This is a genomic window from Campylobacter sp. US42a, from assembly GCF_004379055.1.
Lineage (GTDB): Bacteria > Campylobacterota > Campylobacteria > Campylobacterales > Campylobacteraceae > Campylobacter_D > Campylobacter_D jejuni.
In genome coordinates this window covers 197,612-221,533 of the sequence record NZ_RYYK01000003.1, presented here as the reverse complement: position 1 = coordinate 221,533, position 23,922 = coordinate 197,612, and the positions used below count along the sequence as shown (strand labels likewise).

The 23,922-nt window shown below is 30.7% G+C and carries 22 protein-coding genes and 1 pseudogene; 14 read left to right on the top strand and 9 right to left on the bottom strand.

Annotation, left to right across the window (positions count from 1 at the left end; all coding sequences use genetic code 11):
• Positions 1–122: 122 nt before the first annotated feature.
• From hemH to ELQ10_RS04550, 3 genes are read right to left on the bottom strand one after another with little or no spacing between them, the layout of a single operon-like run.
• On the bottom strand, positions 123–1,052 hold the full coding sequence (gene hemH / locus ELQ10_RS04560; RefSeq protein WP_070305319.1) for a ferrochelatase: 930 nt from the start codon (positions 1,050–1,052) through the stop codon (positions 123–125).
• Complete coding sequence (locus tag ELQ10_RS04555) at positions 1,049–1,915, bottom strand: Gfo/Idh/MocA family oxidoreductase (RefSeq protein ID WP_057100699.1); 867 nt, start codon at positions 1,913–1,915, stop codon at positions 1,049–1,051. Before ELQ10_RS04555 ends, hemH begins: the two co-directional genes overlap by 4 nt.
• A 4-nt stretch (positions 1,916–1,919) precedes the next feature.
• Positions 1,920–2,993, bottom strand: coding sequence for a DegT/DnrJ/EryC1/StrS aminotransferase family protein (locus ELQ10_RS04550; protein ID WP_134250266.1), 1,074 nt, complete (start codon positions 2,991–2,993; stop codon positions 1,920–1,922).
• Positions 2,994–3,107: 114 nt separating this feature from the next.
• On the opposite strand from ELQ10_RS04550, the gene alaS reads away from it, so the two are divergent.
• From alaS to ELQ10_RS04535, 3 genes are read left to right on the top strand one after another with little or no spacing between them, the layout of a single operon-like run.
• Positions 3,108–5,636: an alanine--tRNA ligase gene (alaS, locus tag ELQ10_RS04545; protein ID WP_134250265.1), complete on the top strand. Its 2,529-nt coding sequence runs from the start codon at positions 3,108–3,110 to the stop codon at positions 5,634–5,636.
• Complete coding sequence (gene maf, locus ELQ10_RS04540) at positions 5,636–6,187, top strand: septum formation inhibitor Maf (protein WP_002855005.1); 552 nt, start codon at positions 5,636–5,638, stop codon at positions 6,185–6,187. Before alaS ends, maf begins: the two co-directional genes overlap by 1 nt.
• The gene (locus ELQ10_RS04535) at positions 6,184–8,115 is read left to right on the top strand and encodes a penicillin-binding protein 1A (protein ID WP_002867666.1); all 1,932 of its coding nucleotides are present in this window, start codon (positions 6,184–6,186) and stop codon (positions 8,113–8,115) included. The genes maf and ELQ10_RS04535 overlap by 4 nt, the downstream gene beginning before the upstream one ends.
• Before the next feature lie 27 nt (positions 8,116–8,142).
• Here ELQ10_RS04535 and ELQ10_RS04530 read toward each other — a convergent pair whose 3' ends face one another.
• Entirely contained in the window at positions 8,143–10,716 is a 2,574-nt protein-coding gene (locus tag ELQ10_RS04530; protein WP_134250264.1) for an AAA family ATPase, read from the bottom strand.
• 111 nt (positions 10,717–10,827) lie between these two features.
• Entirely contained in the window at positions 10,828–11,118 is a 291-nt protein-coding gene (locus ELQ10_RS04525) for a metal-sensing transcriptional repressor (protein ID WP_002855280.1), read from the bottom strand.
• A gap of 117 nt (positions 11,119–11,235) precedes the next feature.
• Between ELQ10_RS04525 and ELQ10_RS04520 the strand changes: the two genes are divergently transcribed.
• The 11 genes and pseudogenes from ELQ10_RS04520 to ELQ10_RS04470 all read left to right on the top strand — a co-directional run bounded on the left by ELQ10_RS04520 (position 11,236) and on the right by ELQ10_RS04470 (position 20,833).
• Positions 11,236–12,570: a S41 family peptidase gene (locus ELQ10_RS04520; RefSeq protein ID WP_002856815.1), complete on the top strand. Its 1,335-nt coding sequence runs from the start codon at positions 11,236–11,238 to the stop codon at positions 12,568–12,570.
• Position 12,571: 1 nt separating this feature from the next.
• Entirely contained in the window at positions 12,572–13,282 is a 711-nt protein-coding gene (gene purC / locus ELQ10_RS04515) for a phosphoribosylaminoimidazolesuccinocarboxamide synthase (RefSeq protein ID WP_002854922.1), read from the top strand.
• 8 nt (positions 13,283–13,290) lie between these two features.
• Entirely contained in the window at positions 13,291–13,536 is a 246-nt protein-coding gene (gene purS / locus ELQ10_RS04510; protein ID WP_011990506.1) for a phosphoribosylformylglycinamidine synthase subunit PurS, read from the top strand.
• 1 nt (position 13,537) lies between these two features.
• A pseudogene (purQ, locus tag ELQ10_RS04505) lies at positions 13,538–14,210 on the top strand (phosphoribosylformylglycinamidine synthase I).
• Complete coding sequence (locus ELQ10_RS04500; RefSeq protein ID WP_002877649.1) at positions 14,182–15,378, top strand: SH3 domain-containing protein; 1,197 nt, start codon at positions 14,182–14,184, stop codon at positions 15,376–15,378. Before purQ ends, ELQ10_RS04500 begins: the two are co-directional and overlap by 29 nt.
• Entirely contained in the window at positions 15,359–16,051 is a 693-nt protein-coding gene (locus ELQ10_RS04495) for a lysophospholipid acyltransferase family protein (RefSeq protein ID WP_086032024.1), read from the top strand. The genes ELQ10_RS04500 and ELQ10_RS04495 overlap by 20 nt, the downstream gene beginning before the upstream one ends.
• Positions 16,045–16,413: a fluoride efflux transporter CrcB gene (crcB, locus tag ELQ10_RS04490; RefSeq protein ID WP_134250263.1), complete on the top strand. Its 369-nt coding sequence runs from the start codon at positions 16,045–16,047 to the stop codon at positions 16,411–16,413. Before ELQ10_RS04495 ends, crcB begins: the two co-directional genes overlap by 7 nt.
• Before the next feature lie 72 nt (positions 16,414–16,485).
• The gene (gene htpG / locus ELQ10_RS04485) at positions 16,486–18,312 is read left to right on the top strand and encodes a molecular chaperone HtpG (protein WP_002872636.1); all 1,827 of its coding nucleotides are present in this window, start codon (positions 16,486–16,488) and stop codon (positions 18,310–18,312) included.
• On the top strand, positions 18,309–18,626 hold the full coding sequence (locus ELQ10_RS04480) for a rhodanese-like domain-containing protein (protein ID WP_002866409.1): 318 nt from the start codon (positions 18,309–18,311) through the stop codon (positions 18,624–18,626). Before htpG ends, ELQ10_RS04480 begins: the two co-directional genes overlap by 4 nt.
• Positions 18,626–19,060: a hypothetical protein gene (locus tag ELQ10_RS04475; protein WP_002866410.1), complete on the top strand. Its 435-nt coding sequence runs from the start codon at positions 18,626–18,628 to the stop codon at positions 19,058–19,060. Before ELQ10_RS04480 ends, ELQ10_RS04475 begins: the two co-directional genes overlap by 1 nt.
• A gap of 3 nt (positions 19,061–19,063) precedes the next feature.
• Positions 19,064–20,833 (top strand): Na/Pi cotransporter family protein, encoded by a 1,770-nt coding sequence (locus ELQ10_RS04470; RefSeq protein ID WP_002880959.1) that lies wholly within the window; start codon positions 19,064–19,066, stop codon positions 20,831–20,833.
• Here the strand turns inward: ELQ10_RS04470 and ELQ10_RS04465 are convergent.
• From ELQ10_RS04465 to flgB, 4 genes are read right to left on the bottom strand one after another with little or no spacing between them, the layout of a single operon-like run.
• Positions 20,830–22,638, bottom strand: a complete 1,809-nt coding sequence (locus tag ELQ10_RS04465) for a penicillin-binding protein 2 (protein WP_002880961.1) — start codon at positions 22,636–22,638, stop codon at positions 20,830–20,832. The two genes, ELQ10_RS04470 and ELQ10_RS04465, sit on opposite strands and share 4 nt — an antisense overlap.
• A 6-nt stretch (positions 22,639–22,644) precedes the next feature.
• On the bottom strand, positions 22,645–22,941 hold the full coding sequence (gene fliE, locus ELQ10_RS04460) for a flagellar hook-basal body complex protein FliE (protein WP_002856884.1): 297 nt from the start codon (positions 22,939–22,941) through the stop codon (positions 22,645–22,647).
• A 6-nt stretch (positions 22,942–22,947) separates the two neighbouring features.
• The gene (gene flgC, locus ELQ10_RS04455) at positions 22,948–23,442 is read right to left on the bottom strand and encodes a flagellar basal body rod protein FlgC (protein WP_002855235.1); all 495 of its coding nucleotides are present in this window, start codon (positions 23,440–23,442) and stop codon (positions 22,948–22,950) included.
• Between the two features lie 9 nt (positions 23,443–23,451).
• Complete coding sequence (gene flgB, locus ELQ10_RS04450) at positions 23,452–23,883, bottom strand: flagellar basal body rod protein FlgB (RefSeq protein ID WP_002854879.1); 432 nt, start codon at positions 23,881–23,883, stop codon at positions 23,452–23,454.
• Positions 23,884–23,922 lie beyond the last annotated feature (39 nt).

Sequence of the window (23,922 nt, the reverse complement as noted above, 5' to 3'; positions counted from 1 at the left end):
TTTATAATAAAACAGGGAATTTTTATGTTAAGCTTGATTTAGCTAGAGCTTTAAAGAAATATAAACTAGATGATGATTATAGTTCTAAAGCTTATGTAAGCTTTGGGAAGTATTTTTGAGTTTTAGCAAGAAGTTTTTCTTGCTAAGGGTGAATTTATAGAATTTAAAATAAATTCCATAAATTCATCACTATCATTAGGGCAACTTATCAAATCATAATCACATTTTGCTAAATGTTTATACTCCATACCTAGTTCAAAAATCGTTTCAGAACAATCAATGCAAAAAGAAATAGGATAAATCAAAGCTTTATCGTTTAAATTTGCCAAAACATCGCTTGTATTTGGTTCAAGCCATTTTACAGGGCCTAGTTTAGACTGATAAGCTAAAATAAATTCATCAAAATGATCTTTTAGTTTTTCTTTTAAAATTTCTACATGATCATTTACATGTTTTTCGTATAAATCACCTTTGTCAATAATGCTTTGTGGTAAAGAATGTGCTGAAAAAATCAAAATTTTGGCATCAAATTTACTTTTTTTAGCCAAAATGTGCGAAACTATCATCTCATTATAAAGCTCATTTTTGTAAAAAATATCTATAGTTTTTACTTTTGCTTGAATTTTTTGCTTTGAAATTTCATTTTGCAGAACTTCTAAAGATGAAGTTACTGTGGTGCAAGAATGGTGCGGATAAAGTGGAAAAAGAATGATTTCATCACTTTCATTTAAAGTGTATTTTTGCAAAATTTCTGTGGCAAAAGGAGGCACATAAAGATTTACAAAATCAAATTTAAATTCATCTTGTTTTAAATTAAGCTTGTTACACAGGCTTTGAGTAAGTTCATTTAAAGGGGATTTTCCACCCATTTTTCTATAGTTTTCTTGCATGGCTTTAACGCGAGCCTTTGTTATGATCCATGCTACAAATTTTCTTAAAAATCGATTTTTGATTCCTAAAATATAAGGATCATTAAACATATTTTTTAAAAAAACTTCACAATCTTGTAAATTCGTAGCTCCGCCCATATTTAAAAATAAAACTAATTTCACGCAAACCTTTCTAAAATTTCTTGAACTTTGTAAGCATCGCTTGTGCTGGCTAGATGATTGGGTTGATTATCGATAAGTTTTAACAAAGCTTCGTGTTCTGAAAAAAGTGGACTTTGTTGAGTAAGTTCTATAAAATTTCCATCTTTTAATAAAGAAAAGTCATTTAAATTGGCTTCATAAAAATGATTTTTAGTAATAAGATGAATTTTTCTTAGTTTTTGTGTGCTATTCCAACTTTGATGTATGCTAGCAATACATTTTTCAAGCTCACATAGAATAATGCTTTCACTTTCTCTTGTTTGATCTTGGGTGTATTTTTTAAGCAAATTGGTTTTTGTTATTTCTTGTTTGCTTAAAAAACAAAGCAAATCAAGATCATGCACAGCCAAATCTTGCAAAATCCCTACATCGCTGATTCTTTGCGGGTAGAGTGAAAATCTTTGTATGTTAATGCTGATAATTTCTTCATTTTCAAGCTCTTTTTTTAGGGCTAAAACCGCAGGATTAAATCTTTCACAAAAACCTACGCCTACTTTTACGCTGTATTCTTTAGCTAAATTTGAAATTTCGTCTATTTCTTTTAAATTTAGAGCTAAAGGCTTTTCGATTAAAACGCATTTGCATTGTTTAAAAACTTTTTTTGCTATTGCTAAATGTGAATTTGTAGGTGTTGCTATGATGATAATATCATTATTTTGATTTAAAAATTTATCCAAATCATCATAAAAAATATCATCAAAAATATTTAGATTTGGATTTTTGCAAAGATCAAAAAGTGCATTAAGTTTAAAATGAGAATTTTTACTAAGTTCATTTAAGTGGTTTTGCCCCATTTTTCCAAGGCCTATGATACCTATTTTCATGGAATTAATCTTTAAAAATACAAATAACTTGCTCTTGCTCTTCTTCACTTAAAAAAGGTGAAAAAGGCAAAGATAAGATGTGTTCGCTTGCGTATTCTGAATTTTTAAGTTCTAAATTTGAAAACTCACTAAAGCAAGGTTGTTTATGCAAAGGGGTTGGATAGTGTATAGCATAAGGTATATTAGTTTTTTCAAATTTTTGCAATACACTAGCTCTATCTTCAACTAAAACGCTGTATTGTGCATAAGCGCTAAAAGCATTTGGATCAATTTGCGGAATTTGGCAGTTTTTTAAATTTGCATTATAAATTTGTGCTAATTTTTGTCTTTTGTCTAATTCTTTTTCTAGGTATTTTAACTTAACATTTAAAATCGCCGCTTGCAAGGTATCAAGGCGTCCATTTATACCTATAAATTCATGTTTATAACGCTGAGTTTGTCCGTGATTGAGTAAAATTCTTATTTTTTTAGCAATTTCATCATCATGGCAAAAAATAGCCCCACCATCGCCATAAGCTCCCAAAGGTTTTGAAGGAAAAAAGCTCGTACATGAAATTTTAGCTATAGAGCATGATTTTTCTCCTTTGAAACTTGCACCAAAACTTTGTGCACCATCTTCGATCAAAGTGATATTTTTATCTTTTAAAATTTCTTCTAAAGCCCTTAAATCACTCATTTGTCCAAACATACTTACTGCTATAACAGCTTTAGTTTTTGGGGTTATTGCTTTTTGCACTGCTTCAAAATCAAGATTGTAATTTGATAAATTTATATCTACAAAAACAGGTTTTGCGCCTACTAAGGCCACAACTTCAGCTGTTGCTATGAAAGTAAAACTAGGCACTATAACTTCATCATCTTTGCCAATATCTAAGGCTCTTAAGGCAAGATATAAAGCACTGGTTCCACTTGAACAACCTATAGCGTGTTTAACACCTAAAAAATGAGCTAAATTTTGCTCAAATTCGTTAAGCTTTGCACCGCCTATAAAAGAAGAGCTTGATAAAACGCTTTCAATTTCAGCATTGATTTCATCTTTGTATGCGAGATATTGGGCTTGAAGATTGATAAAATTCATAAAAAACCTTAGAGAAATAAAATTAAATAAAAATGTTTATTGTATTTTAGTTTTACTTAATTTAAAGTAATTTTGGTATGATATGTTTTTATAAAAATTTCTTTAGGAAAATTCATGGATATTAGAAAAGCTTATTTGGATTTTTTTGCATCAAAAGGACATGAGATAACCCCGTCAAGTCCTTTAGTTCCTGATGATGCAACTTTACTTTTTACTAATGCGGGTATGGTGCCTTTTAAAAGCATATTTACAGGAGAAATTCCACGCCCAAACCCTCCACGCAAAACAAGCTGTCAAACTTGTATAAGAGCGGGTGGAAAGCACAATGACTTAGATAATGTAGGATATACCGCACGCCATCATACTTTTTTTGAAATGCTTGGGAATTTTAGTTTTGGAGATTATTTTAAAGAACAAGCCATAGCTTATGCTTGGGAATTTGTAACTGAAGTTTTAAAACTACCTAAAGACAGACTTTATGTAACCGTGCATGAAAACGATGATGAAGCTTTTAATCTATGGCAAAAACACATTCAAAAAGAAAGAATTTACAAATTCGGCGATAAAGATAACTTCTGGCAAATGGGTGATACTGGTCCTTGTGGTCCTTGTAGTGAGATTTTTTATGACCAAGGAGAAGAGCATTTTAACTCAAGCGAAGATTATATGGGCGGAGATGGAGATAGATTTTTAGAAATCTGGAATCTTGTTTTTATGCAATACGAAAGAAGTGCTGATGGAGTGCTTAGCCCACTGCCAAAGCCAAGCATTGATACGGGAATGGGACTTGAAAGAGTAACAGCGATTAAAGAAGGTAAATTTAGCAATTTTGATAGCTCGCTTTTTATGCCAATCATCAATGAAATTTCAAAACTTTGTAATAAAACTTATATTTATGAAAGCGGAGCAAGTTTTAGAGTCATAGCTGATCATATAAGATCAAGTGTATTTTTACTTGCGCAAGGGGTAAGTTTTGATAAAGAAGGTAGAGGTTATGTTTTGCGTCGTATTTTGCGTCGTGCTTTAAGACATGGATATTTGCTAGGTTTTAAACAAGCTTTTATGTATAAACTAGTTGATGTTGTATGCGATTTAATGGGCGGACATTATACCTATCTTAATGAGAAAAAAGATTTTATAAAAGAACAAATTCGCCTTGAAGAAGAAAGATTTTTAAGCACTATAGAAAATGGGATTGAAATTTTTAATGAAGAGCTTAAAAACACCAAAGAAATTTTTAGCGGAGAAGTAGCCTTTAAGCTTTATGATACTTATGGTTTTCCGCTTGATTTAACGGCTGATATGCTAAGAGAAAAAAATCTTAAAGTTGATGAAGAAAAATTTGAACTTTTAATGAATGAGCAAAAAGCACGCGCTAAGGCTTCTTGGAAAGGAAGTGGAGATAAAACTGCAAGCGGAGATTTTAAAAACTTGCTTGAAAAATTTGGAGAAAATCATTTCGTAGGTTATGAAAAAGCAGAATGCGAAAGTAAAATTTTAGCCCTTTTAGATGAAGATTTTAAAGAAGTTTCCACCCTTAAAGATGTGGGTTGGGTGATGCTTGAAAACACACCTTTTTATGCAACAAGTGGGGGGCAAAGTGCTGATAGTGGATTTATAGTTAAGCGTGAAGTTTTAGATACGCAAAAGTTTTTTAATCTCAATCTTAGCTTTGTAAAAGCAGGCGAAGAACTAAAAGTTGGCGATATAGTTCATGCAAGAATCGATACAGAAAAAAGAGAGCAAATCGCACGCCACCACTCAGCCACTCATCTTTTACATCATGCTTTAAGAGAAATTTTAGGTTCTCATGTAAGCCAAGCAGGATCTTTGGTTGAAAGCAATAAACTAAGATTTGATTTTACTCATCATAAAGCTTTAAGCAAAGAAGAGCTAGAAAGTATTGAAAAAAGAGTCAATGAAATGATTATAAACTCAAGCGAAGCTATCTTAGAAAATATGCCTTTAGAAGAAGCTAAAAAAAGCGGTGCTATAGCATTGTTTAATGAAAAATACCAAGGCAATGTGCGTGTTTTAACTCTAGGTGAAAGCAAAGAACTTTGCGGGGGGACTCATGTTAAAAATACTGCTCAAATAGGAAGTTTTTACATAGTTAAAGAAAGTGGTGTGAGTGCTGGAGTTAGACGCATTGAAGCTGTGGTTTCTAAAGCGGCTTTAGAATTTGTAAAAAATCAACTTGAAGAACTTTCTAAAGCAAAAGATGAACTTAAAAATAATGATATTTTAAGCGGGGTTAAAAAGCTTAAAAATGAAATTTTAAGTTTAAAAAATGAACTTAAAAATTCAAGTAAAACCGAGCTTGATTCTAAAAATATCCAAGGTGTTGAAATTTGTGTAAAACGCGTAGATAATGGCGATATTAAAGCTATGATTGATGATTTTAAAAACAAATTTGCTAAAGCGGTGATTTTACTTATCCAAGTAAAAGATGAAAAAATCACTTTAGCAGCTGGCGTTAAAGATGTGCCTTTAAAAGCAGGAGCTTTGGTTAAAGAAGCGGCGCAAATTTTAGGTGGAAATGGTGGCGGAAGAGATGATTTTGCTACTGCAGGTGGAAAAGATTTAAGCAAAATCAATGAAGCTTTAAAACAAAGCTTAGAAACGATAGAAAAAGCACTTTAATGTTAATTCTTGCTTCAAGTTCCATTTCAAGAGCTAACTTGCTTAAAACCGCAAAGATTGATTTTAGGCAAGTTAGTTTTGATTATGATGAAAATTTAAATAAAAATATTTCACCTTTTTTATATGTTCAAAAAATAGTTCTTGAAAAAGAAAGACAATTTTTAAGTACTTTAGGCAAAGATTTTCAAAACCAAAATTTGCTTTTTGCAGATAGTATAGTTTGTATAGATGAAAAAATTCTTACCAAAGCAAAGGATAAAAAAGAAGCTTATGAAATGCTTGCCTTGCAAAATGGCAAGTATGCAAGTATTTTATCGGCTTTTTTGCTTGTAAAACCTGAAAAAAGAGTTTTTTCTCTTTCAAAAACTACGCTTTATTTTAAAAATTTTGATGAAAATGCTTTAAGAGATTATGTAGAAAATGATCTTTATAAAGGCAAGGCGGGTTGTATTATGTGTGAGGGTTTTCATCAAAATTTCATCACCCAACAAGTAGGAAATCTAAGCACTGCTTTAGGGCTTGATATCCAAACTTTAAAGGCTTATTTATGAAAATATTAAAATATATTTTTTCATTTTTTACTCTTTTGTTTATAGCTGGATTTATTTATGTGGCTTATCTTTTCACAAGTGCTGATACTGAGGGTTATACTTTTAAAGAATACAAACCTCCTCTTACAACACAAATTTACGATAGAAATGGCAAGCTTGTGGCTAATATTTTTGAACAGCATCGTTTTTACGCTCCTTATGAAGAGCTTCCTCCACGCCTTATAGAAGCTTTAGTTGCTATAGAAGATACAAGCTTTTTTGAACATAATGGAGTTAATATCGATGCCATTTTTAGAGCTGCTGTAAAAATCATAAAAAGCGGTGGAAAAACCATGGAAGGAGCTTCCACTCTTACCCAGCAATTTATTAAAAACACAGAATTAACCCCAGAAAGAACTATTACGCGTAAAATTCGCGAAGCTTTGCTTGCTTATAAAATGGAAACCATTTTAACTAAAGAGCAAATTTTAGAAAGGTATTTAAATTTTATCTTTTTTGGACATGGGTATTATGGAGTAAAAACCGCAGCTTTGGGGTATTTTCATAAAAATTTAAATGAATTAAGCCTTAAAGAGATTGCTATGTTAGTAGGTATGCCAAAAGCACCTAGCAGTTATGATCCTACAAAGCATTTAGATCTTTCCATCTCAAGAGCAAATAATGTTATTTCAAGAATGTATAATCTAGGTTGGATTTCAAAAGCAGATTATGATACAGCCATTAAAGAAATTCCGCAAGTTTATGATGATACGCTTACTCAAAATGCTGCTCCTTATGTCGTAGATGAAGTGATTAAACAATTAAGCCCTAATATCAAAGACTTAAAAACAGGTGGATATAAAATCATTTTAAATATAGACTTAGATGTTCAAAATATGGCGCAGAATGCTTTGAAATTTGGTTATGATGAGATAGTAAAACGCGATAAAGATGCAAATTTAAGCACTTTAAACGGAGCTATGGTCGTGGTAAATCATCAAAGTGGCGATGTTTTAGCTTTGGTAGGTGGGGTTGATTATGAAAAAAGTAATTATAACCGTGCTACTCAAAGTATGCGTCAACCTGGAAGCTCTTTTAAACCTTTTGTGTATCAAGTGGCGATTAATTTAGGATATTCGCCTATGAGTGAAATTGCTGATATTTCTAGAATTTTTGAGGGTGGAGCGGGTAATAATGAGGATTGGAAACCTAAAAATGAAGGGGGTAAATTTTTAGGTTTAATTACCTTAAAAGAAGCTTTAACAAGATCAAGAAATTTAGCTACCATTAATCTCGCACTCGATATGGGGCTTGATGTTCTTTACTCTAAACTAATGGAATTTGGATTTAAAGATATACCGCCTAATTTATCAATCGTATTGGGAAGTTTTGGTATTTCTCCTTTGGAGTATTCGAAATTTTATACCATGTTTGGGAACTATGGTACGATTAAAGATCCTCAAATTATCAGACAAGTTCAGGATAAAACCGGTAAAACCATCATGGAATTTAACTCAAATGAGCGTAAAGTCAGCGATGAAGCGCAAAGTTTTCTGGTTTTAGATATGATGAGAAATGTTGTTGAAAAAGGCACAGGGCGTAATGCAAGAGTAAAAGATATAGAAATAGCAGGAAAAACAGGAACAACGAATAAAAGTGTTGATGCTTGGTTTTGTGGACTTACGCCTGAAATAGAAGCAATCATTTGGTATGGAAATGATAATAACAAGCCTATGCGTTATACAGAAGGTGGGGCTAGAACAGCTGCTCCTGTGTTTAGAGAATTTTTAACTCAATATATAGAAAAATTTCCTGATACAACTAGAAAATTTAGCATTCCTAATGGGGTTTATCGTGGAAATTATAAAGGAGAAAGTGCTTATTATACCACCAAATCACCATTACCAAAAGCAAATATGAAATTTAATGAAAGCGAGATTATATTTTGAAAGTAGAAAGATCTACTTTCAAAATGATTAAGCTTTTTTGATGATTATTTCGTCATCTTTTGCATCAATGATAATGCTATCATTTTCATGAAGTTCATCAGCAAGTATCATATCGCTTAATTTATCTTCTATAAGATCATAAATAGCTCTTCTTAAAGGTCTAGCACCAAAATCAGGGTCAAAACCATCTTTAGCGATTAAAAGGGCTGCATTTTCGCTTAAACTTGCTTTTATGCCTTTGTTTTCTAAGCTCATTTGTAAATCTTTAAATAAAAGCTTGACTATTTCATAAGCTTCATCTTTTCCAAGTGGATTAAAGGTGATAATATCATCTAAGCGGTTTAAAAACTCAGGTTTAAAGAAATTTTTTAACTCATTTTTTACCGCATCTTCTTGTTCTTTTCCGCTTAAATTCATAATAGCGCTTGAGGCAATATTAGAAGTTAAAATGATAATGGTATTTTTAAAATCCACTGTTACACCTTTGCTATCGGTTGCTCTACCATCATCTAAAATCCCTAAAAGCACATTAAATACATCTTTATGTGCTTTTTCAACTTCATCAAACAAAAGCACGCTATAAGGTTTTCTTCGCACAGCTTCAGTAAGCTCTCCACCTTCTTCATGTCCTATGTACCCTGGAGGTGCGCCTAAGAGTCTTGAAACACTATGTTTTTCCATAAATTCACTCATATCAAAGCGAATCATTGCTTTTTCATCGTCAAATAAAAATTTTGCCAAAGCTTTAGCTGATTGTGTTTTTCCTACCCCTGTTGGCCCTAAAAATAAAAAGCTTCCTATAGGTTTATTGTCCGCATTAAGTCCTGCTTTATTGCGTTTAATGGCTCTAGCTAAAGCACTTAAGGCCTTATCTTGTCCTATGACACTTTCTTTTAAATGTTTTTCCACTTCTAAGAATTTTTGTTTTTCAGAAGTTAACATTTTTTGCACGCTAATACCCGTCCATTTGCTTAAAATTCCAGCAACCAAATCCTCATCCACTTGATTTTTAAGTAAAACTCCATTTTCACTCATTTTTTTCCATTTATCTTCTAAAATTTCTACTTCTTTTTCAAGACTTGGAATTTTTCCATACTCTAGCTCGGCTGCTTTTTGAAATTCACCTCTAGCTTTAGCCAAAGAAGCTTCATTTTTAAGCAGATCAATTTCTTTTTTCTTAGCACTTATGCCATCAAAAACACTTTTTTCATTTTCAAACTGTGAATTTAAGGCATTTTGTTTTTCTTTTAAATTGGCTAGTTCTTTTGCGATTTCATCAAGTCTTTTTTGATTTTTCTCGTCATTTTCCATTTTTAAAGCTTCATTTTCAACTTCTAAAGTTTCTATATCTTTGCGTACTTTTCTTAAAGAACTTGGTTCGCTTTCAATTTGCATTTTCAGTTCAGCTGCAGCTTCATCGATTAAATCAATGGCCTTATCAGGTAAAAAACGATCCGCTATATAACGCTTTGAAAGTTTAGCTGCAGCTACTAAAGCGCTATCATTTATAGTTACATTATGATGAATTTCAAGCTTTTCTTTTATACCCCTTAACATAGCCAAAGCCTCATTAACACTTGGCTCACCTACATTTACAGGTTGAAAACGGCGTTGCAAGGCTGCATCTTTTTCAAAATATTTACGATATTCTTTTAAAGTAGTTGCGCCTATAGTATGGAGTTCACCTCTTGCAAGAGCGGGTTTTAAAATATTTGCCGCATCCATACTGCCTTCACTTGCTCCAGCTCCCACTATAGTGTGAATTTCATCGATAAAAAGAATGATATTTTCACTTTTTATCACTTCATTAACGACAGCTTTTAATCTGTCTTCAAATTCTCCTCTGTATTTTGCACCTGCAATTAAAGCACTCATGTCAAGAGCGATAACTTTTTTATTTTGCAAAGATTTTGGAACATCTTTTTTAATAATTCTTTGTGCTAAAGCTTCTACTATAGCTGTTTTTCCTACGCCTGGTTCACCTAAAAGTATAGGGTTATTTTTGGTTTTGCGTATTAAAATTTGCATTAAACGTTCGATTTCTTCTTCTCTGCCTATAACAGGATCAAGTTTACCTTCGCTTGCTTTTAAGGTTAAATCTATACCAAATTTATTTAAGCTGTCTAAGGTTTCATCGCTTGTTTTGCTATCGATTTTGCGTCCCGCTCTTAGACTTTCAAGCTCTTTTTGAAATTCTCTTAAATCTAAAAATTGCGCCAAAATTTCTTTAATAGGACTTTTTTGACTTTCACTTATAAGCCAAGTATCCACACTTAAATAACTATCTCCATTAGCACTCATTAATCCTTTAGCATTTTCTAATGAATTTATAAGTTCATTGGAAAAGCGTATATTTTCACGGTTTACATTTGAACTCGTTGCAAGTTTTGAAATTCTGCTTTTAATTTCAAGTTCTAAGGCTTCTTTGGAAATATTTAATTTATTTAAAATTTGATTTAAAATACTTGTACTATCTACGCTTAAAGCCCATAAAAGATGTAAAGGTACAACTTCATTATTTTTAGAATGTATAGCTAAAGATGCTGCACTTTCAAGGTTTGAAAGCATATTATCAGTTAAAAAATCTTGTATATTTGTCATGTTTTATCCTTTATTTAGTTTATATACTTGCTATTATATAACTTTAGTCATATAATGTCAAGTTAATTGAGTAAAATTTTTTAAATAATAGGACAAATGACTAATTTTAGATTATTTCATAAACATATCTATAGCCTTGTTTAATTCTTCTATACTTTGAATATCATTTTCTTCTACAGCATGTACCATACAATGAGCTAAATGTTCTTTTAAAACTACTTTTGCAGTATTGTTAACTTCGGCTTTTACGGCAGCAAGCTGGATTAAAATTTCACTACAGTCTTTGTCATTTTCAACCATTCTTTTAATAGCGCTTAAATGCCCTATGGTTCTACTTAGACGATTGCAAACTGCTTTAAGATGTTTTTGAGAATGTGTATGAGTATGTTTTTCTTGGCACATTGTATTAACTTTCTTTTTGGAATTTTTAGTCTATTTTAACATATTTTTAAGAATTTAAATTTATTTACGAAGTTTTAAGCAATTTTTATTAAAATTTACTCTTTAAACTAAAACTCAATGATGGAGCTTATTTTGAAAACAAAACGATTTTTTGCGGGTCTTGCAGGCTTTGCCACTACTTTTATTTTATGTCTATTTTTAACAAGTCATTTACAAGCTAAAGTTGATCAAAAAGAAGAGCAGGTTCAAAAACGCCTAGAAGCTTTAGATAAGCTTACAAAAACTCTTGCCATAGTAGAGCAATACTATGTGGATGATCAAAATATCAGCGATTTGGTGGATAAATCTTTATCAGGACTTTTAAGCAATCTTGATGCGCATTCTTCTTTTTTAAATGAAAAAGATTTTAATGATATGAAAATTCAAACCAATGGCGAATTTGGTGGCCTTGGTATAACCGTAGGTATGAAAGATGGCGCTTTAACAGTTGTTTCTCCTATAGAAGGAACACCAGCAGATAAAGCAGGGATAAAATCAGGAGATATTATTTTAAAAATTAATGATGAGGCCACTTTAGGAATTAATCTCAATGATGCTGTAGATAAAATGCGTGGTAAGCCAAAAACTCAAATCACTTTAACCATTTTTAGAAAAGGTGCAACAAAACCTTTTGATGTTACACTTACAAGAGAAATTATTAAGATAGAAAGTGTTTATGCAAAAATGATAGAAAATGAAAACATTCTTTATCTTAGGGTTACAAATTTTGATAAAAATGTTGTAGATGTGGCAAGTAAAGAACTTAAAAAATATCCTAATGTTAAAGGAGTTATTTTAGATCTTAGAAATAATCCTGGTGGACTTTTAAATCAAGCCATAGGACTTGTAAATTTATTTGTAGATAAAGGTGTTATTGTTTCTCAAAAAGGACGCATCGCAAGTGAAAATCAAGAATATAAAGCCGATCCTAAAAACAAAATTTCTAATGCTTCTTTGGTTGTGCTTGTAAATGGTGGAAGTGCTAGTGCAAGTGAAATTGTAAGTGGAGCTTTACAAGATCTTAAACGCGGTGTTATTGTGGGTGAAAATACTTTTGGAAAAGGTAGTGTTCAGCAAATCATACCTATTAATAAAACTGAAGCTTTAAGGCTTACTATTGCAAGATATTATCTTCCAAGCGGGCGTACTATTCAAGCAGTGGGTGTAAAACCTGATATTGAAGTTTTTCCAGGTAAAGTAAATACTCAAGAAGATGGTTTTTCTATAAAAGAAAGCGACTTAAAACAACATTTAGAAAGTGAGCTTGAAAAAATAGATAAAAATAAAAAAGAAGATAAACAAGAAAATAAAGACAATAAAAATCTAATCAGTCAAAAACAAATCAATGATGACGCACAGTTAAAATCAGCTATTGATACTATTAAAATTTTAAATATCAAACAAGGACAATAAAATGACAAAAAAAGAAATGCTCTACGAAGGAAAAGGTAAAAAACTTTTCAAAACTGATGATGAAAATTTACTAATTAGTGAGTTTAAAGATGATTTAACTGCTTTTAATGCAGAAAAAAGAGGCAATGAAAGTGGAAAAGGTGCATTAAACTGTAAAATCAGTACTGAAATTTTTCATTTGCTCGAAAAAAATGGGATTAAAACCCATTTGGTAGAAACTATAAGCGATACAGAACAAGTGGTTAAAAAATGTAAAATTGTTCCTATTGAAGTTATAGTACGCAATGTTGCAACAGGTTCTCTTACAAAAAGACTGGGTATTAAAGATGGTACTGTGCTACCTTTTGCTTTGGTGGAATTTTGTCTTAAAGATGATGCCTTAGGCGATCCTTTTATCAATGATGAGCATTGTTTGATTTTAAATTTAGTGCAAAATGAAGCTCAAATTAGTGAAATTAAAAATATGGCTAGAAAGATTAACTCTATTTTAACTCCATTTTTTGATAATAAAAATTTAAGGCTGATTGACTTTAAAATCGAACTAGGTTTAACTAAAGATAATGAACTTGTTTTAGCTGATGAAATAAGCCCTGATAGTTGTAGATTTTGGGATAAATTTAGTAATGAAAAATTAGATAAAGATAGATTTCGTCAAGATCTAGGTAATGTAAAAATGGCTTATGAAGAAGTTTTAAAAAGAATATTAAATTAAGGAAAAATATGGAAGTTATTGTAAATATTTCTTTAAAAAATGGGGTTTTAGATCCACAAGGCAAAGCGGTGGAAAAAGCTTTGCATTCTTTAAATTTTAATAGTGTTAAAGAAGTAAAAATAGCAAAACAAATCAAAATTTCTCTTGATGAGAAAGATGAAAAATTAGCCAAAGAACAAGTAAAAAAAATGTGTGAAGAGTTGTTGGTAAATGGCGTCATTGAAGATTATGAGCTTGTAATTGAGAAAGAGTAAAATGAAAGTTGCTATTATTAGATTTCCAGGGACAAATTGTGAATTTGATACAGCTTATGCCTTTGAAAAACTTGGAGTAAAAACGCAGATTGTTTGGCATGAAGAAAAAGAATTTGATGCAGATTTAGTTGTTTTGCCAGGCGGATTTTCTTATGGAGATTATCTAAGATGTGCAGCTATTGCAAAACTTGCTCCTGCTATGCAAGGTGTTTTTAATCATGCAAAAAAGGGAGGATATATCTTAGGTATTTGCAATGGTTTTCAAATTTTACTTGAAAGCGGTCTTTTAAAAGGTGCAATGAAGCATAACAACAATCTTAGCTTTATCTCAAAAAACCAAAATTTAAGAGTAGTTTCTAATGATAATGCCTTTTTGAAAAATTTCAAAAAAGATGAAATTATTAATTTACCAATTGCTCATGGAGAGGGAAATTATTACGCTGATGAGACTACTTTAAAAGAATTACAAGATAAAGATCTTATTACTCTAAAATACGAGCCAAATCCAAATGGTTCTGTATTTGATATCGCAGGAATTTGTGATGAAAACAAAAAAATCTTTGGACTCATGCCACATCCTGAGCGTGCTTGTGAAAAAGTCCTAGGTAATGATGTAGGTTTAAAAATGCTTAAAGGCTTTTTATTTTGAAAATTTTATTAACTTTAATTTTTAGTGTTGTTGTATTATTTGGCAGGGGTGAAATTTCTGTATTTGGCGGCCAAGATGAAAATATGCAAAAAGAATTACAAAAATTACCCCAAGAAGAACAAAAAATTTATCAAAATATTCCGCCAAGTGATGAAAACAATGACTTTGAAAGCAATGTAGATGATCCTTTTGTAGCTAAAGGGAGTTTGGTTCTTACAAATGATGAATATCCAAGCAGGGTATATGTTGGAGAAGTTTTTCCTATTACGATCTATGCTCGCACTACGGAAAATACAAAATTTGATTTTAACATAAGCGTAGAAAAAACTAATTTATCTTTTTTAAATCCAGATGCAAAATGGGAATTTATCAATAACGAATATAAAACAACTTTATGGTTTGAAGCCAAAAATTCAAATGCTAGTTTGAGTAAAATTTCTATCAAACTTCTTAGAAATAATGAAGCTTTTCAAGAGGCCGATATCAATCTTAATCCTATCAAATTTGAAAATACTTTATCCAATAAAGATTTTTCACACCTTGTGGCAAGTTCTTTGGAAATTAAAAAAGTTAAAGCGAGTTATTTTGATGATGCTAATATCATTATGATGGTAGAACTAAACGCAACCAATACAAATCTTAAAAGCTTTTTTATAGAAGGAATTCAAAAGCAAGGTATTGAAAATTTAAAAGGGGATTTTAATGCTTCTAGTGCTTTTTATTATGCTATTTTGCCATTAAGTAAAACAAATTTTGAATTTTCGTATTTCAATAAGGACAGTAAAAAGCTTGAAAATATAAATTTAAAACTAAAAATTAGTGACGATGAGATCAGCACTCAGAGTGATTTAAATCCTGTAAATAAAGACTTAAATATTTATAAACAATATACCTTATGGTTTTTAGCGGTTTTATTTGGAGCTTTATTTGTATGGAGAAAAAATTACATTATTCTGGCTTTGGCAGTTGTTTGTTTTGCACTTAGTTTTCTTGTAGATACCAATACTCAAAATGCAATTATCAAGGCTGGTTCTAGGGCTAAAATTTTACCTACAGAGCCTTCAACTTATTTTTATACGGCAAATGCAGATGAAAAAGTAGAAGTTTTAGGCAAACGACAAAATTATATTAAAGTACTGTTTTCCGATGGAAAAATAGGTTGGGTTAATAAAGATGATTTACAAAAAAATTAAAGCTCTTTATTTTTGGATTTTTTTTGTTTTAAGCGTTGCTTTGGTGGTTTTTTGTTTTTGCTTTACAAAATCTCAAAACACACTTTGGAAAATCCGCAAAATTTGGGCTAAATTTCAAAGATATACCATCTCTTATAAACAAGAAATCATTGGCGCTTTTAATCCGCAAGCTCAGATGATTTTAATGAATCATCAAAGTGCTTTAGATATCATCGCTTTAGAAGAATTATATCCAAAAAATTTATGCTGGATTGCCAAAAAAGAATTAGGAGAAATTCCTATTTTCAAAGTTGCTATGAAAAAACCAAAACTTCTTTGTATAGATAGAAAAAATCCGCGTGATTTGGTACGAGTTTTAAAAGAAGCAAAAGAAAGAATTAGTGAAGACAGGGTTTTGGCTATTTTTCCAGAAGGAACTAGATCTAAAAATGAAAAAATGCTTAAATTTCAAAGTGGAGCAAAAATTTTAAGTGAAAAATTAAATCTTAAAGTTCAACCCATTTTAATTGTGGATTCTGCAAAAATTTTAGATACTAAAAGTTTTAGCGCAAAAAGTGGAACACTTAAGATTATTTGCATGGAATTAGTCGATACAAATGATGACAAATGGCTTGAAAACACCAGAAAAAAAATGCAAGAATTACTCGATCAAGAAAGAGCTAAGCTTTGCTAAATACCCTTTTAGTTGTTGGTTTTGGGGGATTTATAGGAGCAATCTTAAGAATGCTTTCTATAAATTTAGTGAATAAATTTTTTCCTTATTCTATCAGCCTTGGAACTCTTTTTGTTAATGTTTTGGGTTCTTTTATCATAGGACTTTTGTTTTCTTATGCACAAAATAAAGGTTTATCTCCTTTACTTAAAAGCTTTATAAGCACAGGATTTTTAGGGGCTTTTACAACTTTTTCTACTTTTTCTTATGAAAATTTACTTCTTTTGCAAAGTGGAAATTATCTTCATTTTGTGTTAAATATTATCTTAAATGTCTTTCTTTGCTTATTTGCCGCATGGCTTGGTTTTATAATTTTCAAATAAATCTTTAAATTTACTTTAGAATTTGTATTTTTTGCTAAAATACCACTTTAAAAAATTACAAAGGAAATTAAAATGCAATTTCAAACCGAAGTCAATCAGCTTTTACAGCTTATGATACATTCTTTATATTCTAATAAAGAAATTTTTTTAAGAGAGCTTATTTCAAACGCAAGCGATGCTTTAGATAAGCTTAATTTTTTGAGCGTAAGTGATGATAAATATAAAAGCTTAAAATTCGAACCTAAAATTGAAATCAAAATCGACAAAGATAAAAAAACTTTAAGCATTAGTGATAATGGTATAGGTATGGATAAAGATGATCTTATTAACAACCTTGGAACCATAGCAAAAAGCGGTACTAAAAGTTTTTTAGAAAATTTGAGTGGTGATGCTAAAAAAGATTCTCAACTCATAGGACAATTTGGAGTAGGTTTTTATTCTGCTTTTATGGTGGCTAGTAAAATCGAAGTTTTAAGCAAAAAAGCTTTAGATGATAAAGCTTATCTTTGGAGTTCTGATGCAAATGGTTATGAGATTGATGACGCAAACAAAGAAGAACAAGGAACAAGCATTACTTTATACTTAAAAGATGATGAGTTTGCTAATACTTATAAAATCGAAAGCATTATAGAAAAATATTCTAATCATATTCAATTTCCAATTTTCATGGAAAAAGAAGAATTTACTCCTGCTAAAGAAGGCGAAGAAGAAGGAAAAACTGAACTTAAAATTTCTCAAATCAATAAAGCCAACGCTTTATGGAGAATGCAAAAATCAAGCCTTAAAGTAGAAGATTATGAAAGATTTTATGAGCAAAATTTTCATGATTCAAACAAACCTTTACTTTATCTTCACACTAAAAGTGAAGGAAAATTAGAATACAATTCTTTATTTTTCATACCACAAAATGCACCTTTTGATTTATTCCGTGTGGATTATCAAAGTGGCTTAAAACTTTATGTAAAACGCGTATTTATCAGCGATGACGATAAAGAACTTTTACCAACTTATTTGCGTTTTGTGCGTGGGATTATCGATGTAGAAGATTTACCACTTAATGTAAGTCGTGAAATTTTACAAGAAAATCAAATTTTAAAAGGCGTTAAAGAAGCTAGCGTTAAAAAGATTTTAGGCGAACTTGAAAAACTCAAAAACAATGATAAAGAAAAATACTTATCTTTCTTTAAAACCTTTGGTAAGGTATTAAAAGAAGGACTTTATGGTTTTGGCGGAGAAAAAGATAGTCTTTTAAAACTTATGCTTTATAAAAGCACTAAAGGTGAAAATTTACGCTCTTTAGAGGAGTATAAAAATGACCTTCAAGGCGAACAAAAGGAAATTTTTTATATAGCAGGAAATAATGAAAGTTTATTAAGAACCTCTCCTTTGCTTGAAGAGTATAAACAAAAAAATATAGAAGTTTTACTCATGGATGATGAGATTGATTCTTTAGTAACTCCTATGCTAGAATTTGAAGGTTTGAAATTTGTAGCCATTAATCAAGTAGAAGATAAAAATGAACTAAGTGATGAAGAAAAAAATACTTTTGCTCCACTTGTAGCTAAATTTAAAGAACTTCTAAAAGATCAAGTTGAAGATGTAAGACTAACCAGTCGTTTGAAAGATAGCCCAAGTTGTATAGTTTATGATAAAAATAAACCTGATTTTGCTATGCAACAACTCTTAAAACAAATGGGTCAAGAGCAAAATTTCAAACCTATTTTAGAAATCAATCCAAAACACGCTATTTTTACAGGTCTTAAAAACAACGAAAGTTTTAGTGCAGATATAGCAACCCTAGTTTTAAATATGGCAAAACTAAGCGAAGGTATGGGAGTGGATAATCCTGCTGAATTTAATGCAAGCCTTACAAAAATTATCAATAAGGCTTTTTCATGATAGAAAATATCCCTGCAAGTCTTTGGACAAAGCAAGATTTAAACGCATATCAAATTTTTGATGTGCGTACTCCTTTAGAATGGGAAGAAGGTATTTTACCTAATGCGCAATGTGTGGCTTTATATGATAATCAAGGGCTTTTAAATGCTAAATTTTTAGATGAATTTCAAAGCAAAAGAGATGAAAGTAAAAAACTTGCTTTTATTTGTCGTAGTGGCCATAGAAGCATGGTTGCAGCTGAATTTATAGCTGAAAGATTGGGACTTGAAAGTATCAATTTAGATGGCGGAATGCTAGCCCTTAAGGGTTATTAATGCTAGGAATTTATTTACTCATAGCAGCTTTGTCTTTTTTAGCTCTTTATTTTGCTGTTAAAAAGCTTACTTTAAATATAGATGAGCAAACCCTTTTAGAGCCTATTAAAATGGATATTTATCCGAAATTTTGCGATTTAATCGATGAAAAAATCAGAGAATTTAAAGAAAATGTCCAAAATGCTAATTTAGCATTAAAAAATTCTGATCAAAAAGATGAATTTTTAGAAAAACTTGGGGATTTAAGCAGAGAGTTGACTTTCATACAAACCATGAATTTAAGCAATAAAAACGATAGTATCTGGCAAAATGAACTTTTTTCTTTTTTAAAGGAATTAGAAAATTTATTGCTTGAGTATCTAGAAAAAGGCGAAGAAGAAGCCGAAAATTTAAGAGAATTTCTGATGAATGAATTTGAAAAACTAAAAGGTTAGGCATTGCAAGAGGAAAGAAATTCTTTAAAATATTTTAAATTTATTTCATGGAGTATTTTTACTTTAGTTCTGATTTTTATTTTAATTCGTTATGACGAGCTTGCCAATCTTTTAGCAGGAGTGGCAATACTTCTTATTGGAATGACTAATTTAGGTATAGGTTTTAAAGCTTTTAGTGGTGGTTTGCTTGAAAAAATTTTAGCGAAGTCAACCGATACAAAGATAAAAAGTATACTTTTTGGTACTTTAAGTACTTTAATTATGCAATCTTCAACTTTAGTTTCTATTATTACGATTTCTTTTTTGAGCGCAGGGCTTATTTCTTTGGGTGCGGGCATAGGGATTATTTTTGGAGCAAATTTAGGAAATACGGCAAGTTCTTGGCTGATTGTTGGTTTGACAAATATTAAAATTTCAATGCTAGCTATCCCACTTTTGATTATTGGAGTATTATTTTTCTTTCAAAAAGATAGTGTTTTAAAAGGTTTAGGTAATATTTTTATTGGTATAGGATTTTTCTTTTTGGGTGTGGATTATATTAAAAGTGGTTTTGAAAATTTTAAACATATAATTGATCTTTCTCGTTTTGATTTTGCTGGGTTTAAAGGAGTTTTTGTTTTTTTAGGATTAGGTGCTTTGCTTACAGGAGTTATACAATCAAGCACAGCTACAATGGCTATTATTGTCGCTGCTTTACTTGCAGGACAAATCAGTTTGGAAAATTCCTTAGCAGCAACTTTAGGTACTAGTGTTGGAGGAGTTGTAACGGCTGTTTTAGCTTCTTTAAGTACCAATATTGAAGGAAAGAAATTAGCGTTTGCAAATTGTATTTTTAATTTTGGTATAGCTTTTTTAATAGTGCTTATTTTTCCTTATTTTATACATTTTCTTAATTTTTTATCCATTGTATTAAACATAGAAGATATAGCTTTGAAAGTAGCATTATTTCACACTTTGTTTAATTTAATTGGTGTTGTGCTTTTTTCATTCTTTACTCCTCAAATTGTTCTTTTTTTAAATAAGATAGTAAAAGCTCCTAAAGATAAGAATAAAGACAAGCCTTTATATCTTGATAGTAGTTTGGTTAAGTTTAGTGACACAGCCATCGAAGCTTTAAGGAAAGAAAGCGAGCATCTTTATAACAATACCTATGCAATTGTTGCTCATGCTATAGGTTTTAGTCGTAAAGATATACAAAGTGATAAAAGTTTTAAAGAAATTTTAGAAAATAAAAAGTGGTTTAGTAAAAATGTGGATTTGGACTATTTGTATCAAACTAGGATAAAGGTTCTTTTTGAAGCTATTATCGATTTTTCAACTAAAGCACAAGTTTATATTAACGATGAAACAAAGAATCATAAAATTTTTACCTTTAAGATGGCAGCTAAAAATTTAGCCGAAACAACTAAAAATTTAAAAATTATCCAAGCAAATATTAAGAAATATTCTAGTTCTTCTAATGAATTTTTGGCTTTAGAGTACAATAAAATTAGATCGAATTTAGGAGAGCTTTTAAGAAGTATAGAAGAGCTTAGAGTGGTTGAAGATCGTGAAAAGCTTTATTTGATTATTAAAAATCTTCAAAAAGGAAAAGAAATTTTAAAAGAAATCGATACTTTAACCTTGAGCAATGTTGAACATCTTATTTCAGTAAGAAAAATCACAACAGCTGAAGGAATTTCAATACTTAATGATACAACTTTTGCTGCTAAGATTGCTGAAGAACTTATAGGTGCTGTTGAGGTGATATTTTCTAAAGATATATCAAACTAGTTGTTTGTGCTAGTTTGGTTATTGTCTTGTATAGGCGTTAGAAATTCTTCATTGATTAAAATATCAACAACATCTTTAAACATAGGCAAAGCACTTTGTGCAGCATAATAACTATAAGGTTTAGTAGGATGTCTTACGAGAACTCCTATGGTATAGGCGTGATTTAAATCATTTGCAAAACCAAAAAAGGATGCATTGTAGCGATTTGAGGTGTAACCTTGTCTTTCGGCTATTCTTGCCGTTCCTGTTTTACCTCCTGCAATAATACCTTGCGTAATTGCCTTTTTTCCTGTTCCTTTTTCTATAACATTTATAAGAACATTTTGCATCGTTTTAGCGGCTTCGCTAGAAAGAATTTTTTCTTTTTTTACATCATCATCAAGATTTGTAAAGCGTCCATTTTGATAGAATTTTTCAGCTAAACGTGGTGTGATATAAAACCCATCATTGTTGAAAACATTATAAGCTGCAAGGAGTTGTATAAAGGTTGTTTTAAGTCCATAACCATAACTTAAAACAGATTTTTCTATATCTCTTAAGCGCTTAGGATTTGGAATTTCTCCTTTTTGTTCATAGGGTAGATCAATACCACTTTTTTCGCCAAATTTAAATATTTTAAGTCCTGATACGATTTCTATATTGTTAAGTCTTTTGGCAATTTGTATCATGCCTATATTTGAAGAATATCTTATAACTTCCTCCATAGTCATTTTGTCCATTTTGTGATCGTCTTTGATGGTAAAACGTCCTAGCTTGTAAGAACCGCCATAAGTATTAATCACTTCATCCATTTTTATTTTACCAAGTCTTAAGGCTGTTGTAAAGATAAAAGGTTTGATAACAGAACCTGCTTCATAACCGTATTCTATAGCGCTTGCATTAAGAACTGATAGATCTTTTCCACGATTTTGCGGATCATAGCGCCTTGAGCTTGCTAGAGCTAAAATTCTTCCTGTTTTGCTTTCCATTACTCCAACTATGATTTCATTGGCTTTTAAATCCTCATTTCTTTGATCTATAGCTTTCTCTATACTTTTTTGCAGTTTTAAAGAAAGATTTAAATATAAATCACAACCATTGATCTTTTTTTGTTGTAGTGAATTTAGATTTAAAATAATATTTCCACCTATATCTTTAAGTCCTTGAATTTTTTCATTTTGAACAGGGCTTAGACATTCATCGTAGTATTTTTCTAAACCTTTAACTCCTATATTTTTTAAAATTCCACTTTCTGGATCTAATATCATTTTGGTATAACCGATAATAGGAGTAAAAGAATCTTTTGACATGTAAATTCTATCTTCTTCATGTTCGATGATATTTAATCCTCTTGTTTCAACTCTTCCAGAGTTGTTTGTAAAAGCTTTGAAAAAACCTTGTATATAAAGTTTTTTAGCAAGGTCTTTAAGATAGCTTGCTTGCTTGGAATCTAAGTTTTGCAAAAGAACAAAATTATAAGAGCGTTTTTTTTGATTTTGCATTCTTTTTTTAATATCTGCTACTTGATCGTTACTTATTCCACTATAAATTTGAAAAAGCTTTAAAAATAGATCAAATTTATCTTTGTTAATACTTCTAAGATCAATTTCAGCGCGATAAATTTGTTTAGAACTTGTGATAGTAAAATTATCTTTGGTTATAATCGATCCTCTTAGAGCAAGAGCGTATTGATCTTTTTCAGTGTTAGGTATATGACGTTTTGATGTAAGAAAAAAAGTAGAGCTGATAAAAATAATCATAAACAAAAGTGCCATGCAGTAGGCAAAGGCAACTTTTGAAACCCTATTTTTTTTATATTCTTGCATTAGGGTTTAAATTTGAGTTCTTGTGATTTCTTTATAAGCACTGATCGCTTTATTTCTTACTTCTAGCATAAATTTCATACTGCTTTCAGCTTTAGTGATAGCTATAGCTGCTTGATGTAAATCTTTTACTTGTCCTGTGGCAATGTCTGTCATTGCAGCTTCTCCACTTTCTTGTGCTTTATTTAAATCATCGATTTCATTTTTAAGCATCTTGGCAAATTCATCACCAATTCCTGTGGAATTTTGACTTTTGTTGGTATTTGAAATATTATTATTTAATCTTAAATCATTAATATTGTTCATTTTTTATTATCCTCTTAATAAATCAATCGCACTTTGAGCTATAGTTTTTGCACTTGTAAAAGCGCTTACATTGGCTTGATAAGCTCTTGTAGCTTCAATCAAATCTGCCATTTCAATGACAGGGTTTACATTTGGATACGCTACATAACCTTCAGCATTTGCATCAGGATGGCTTGGATCATACTTCATACGAAAATCTTTGTCATCTCTGACCACTTTATCCACTACAACACTTTGAATAGCAGGTTTAGCTTCTTCTGGCGAACTTGGATCATTTAAAGGATTTTCATATTTTAAAAAATTATTATCTTTGTTAATTTGCTCATTTAAAAGTTTATCAAAATCTGTTGCTTTAAAGATCACTTCGCGTCTTCTATAAGGCCCACCTTCAGCTGTTCTTGTAGTATTTGCATTAGCTATATTAGAGCTAATAACATTCATTCTAAAACGTTGAGCACTTAAACCATAACCACTAATATCAAAATCACTTAAGTATGCCATAATTTACCTTTAACTTAATTTAGAGCTTGCATCAAGTATAGAACTAAAGATATTGCTTTGTCTTCTTAAAACTCCATCAAGAGCTGTTATCATAACTGTATTTTTACTCATTTCTGTGGTTTCTACATCTAGATCAACAGTATTTGCATCATTTCTTGCTAAATGACCATCTCTTAAGTAAATAGTAGATTTACTAGGATCAGGGAATTTCCAAGGTTTTTGATGCCCTTCTTCAGTTACGGCTAATTGCAATTCTTTATTATCATTTTTTTTGAAAATTTCATTTGCACGATTTACCAAAGCTGTTTCAAATTCAATATCTCTTGCTTTATAAAAAGGAGTATCAACATTTGCAAGATTGGCATTGATGAGTTGATTTCTTAGATTTCTACCCGCTAAAGCACCAGTGACCAGTTCTTTTGATTTAAATGGGTTAATCATTTTTTATCCTTTTTATAATTTTTTAATATTAACAAGCAA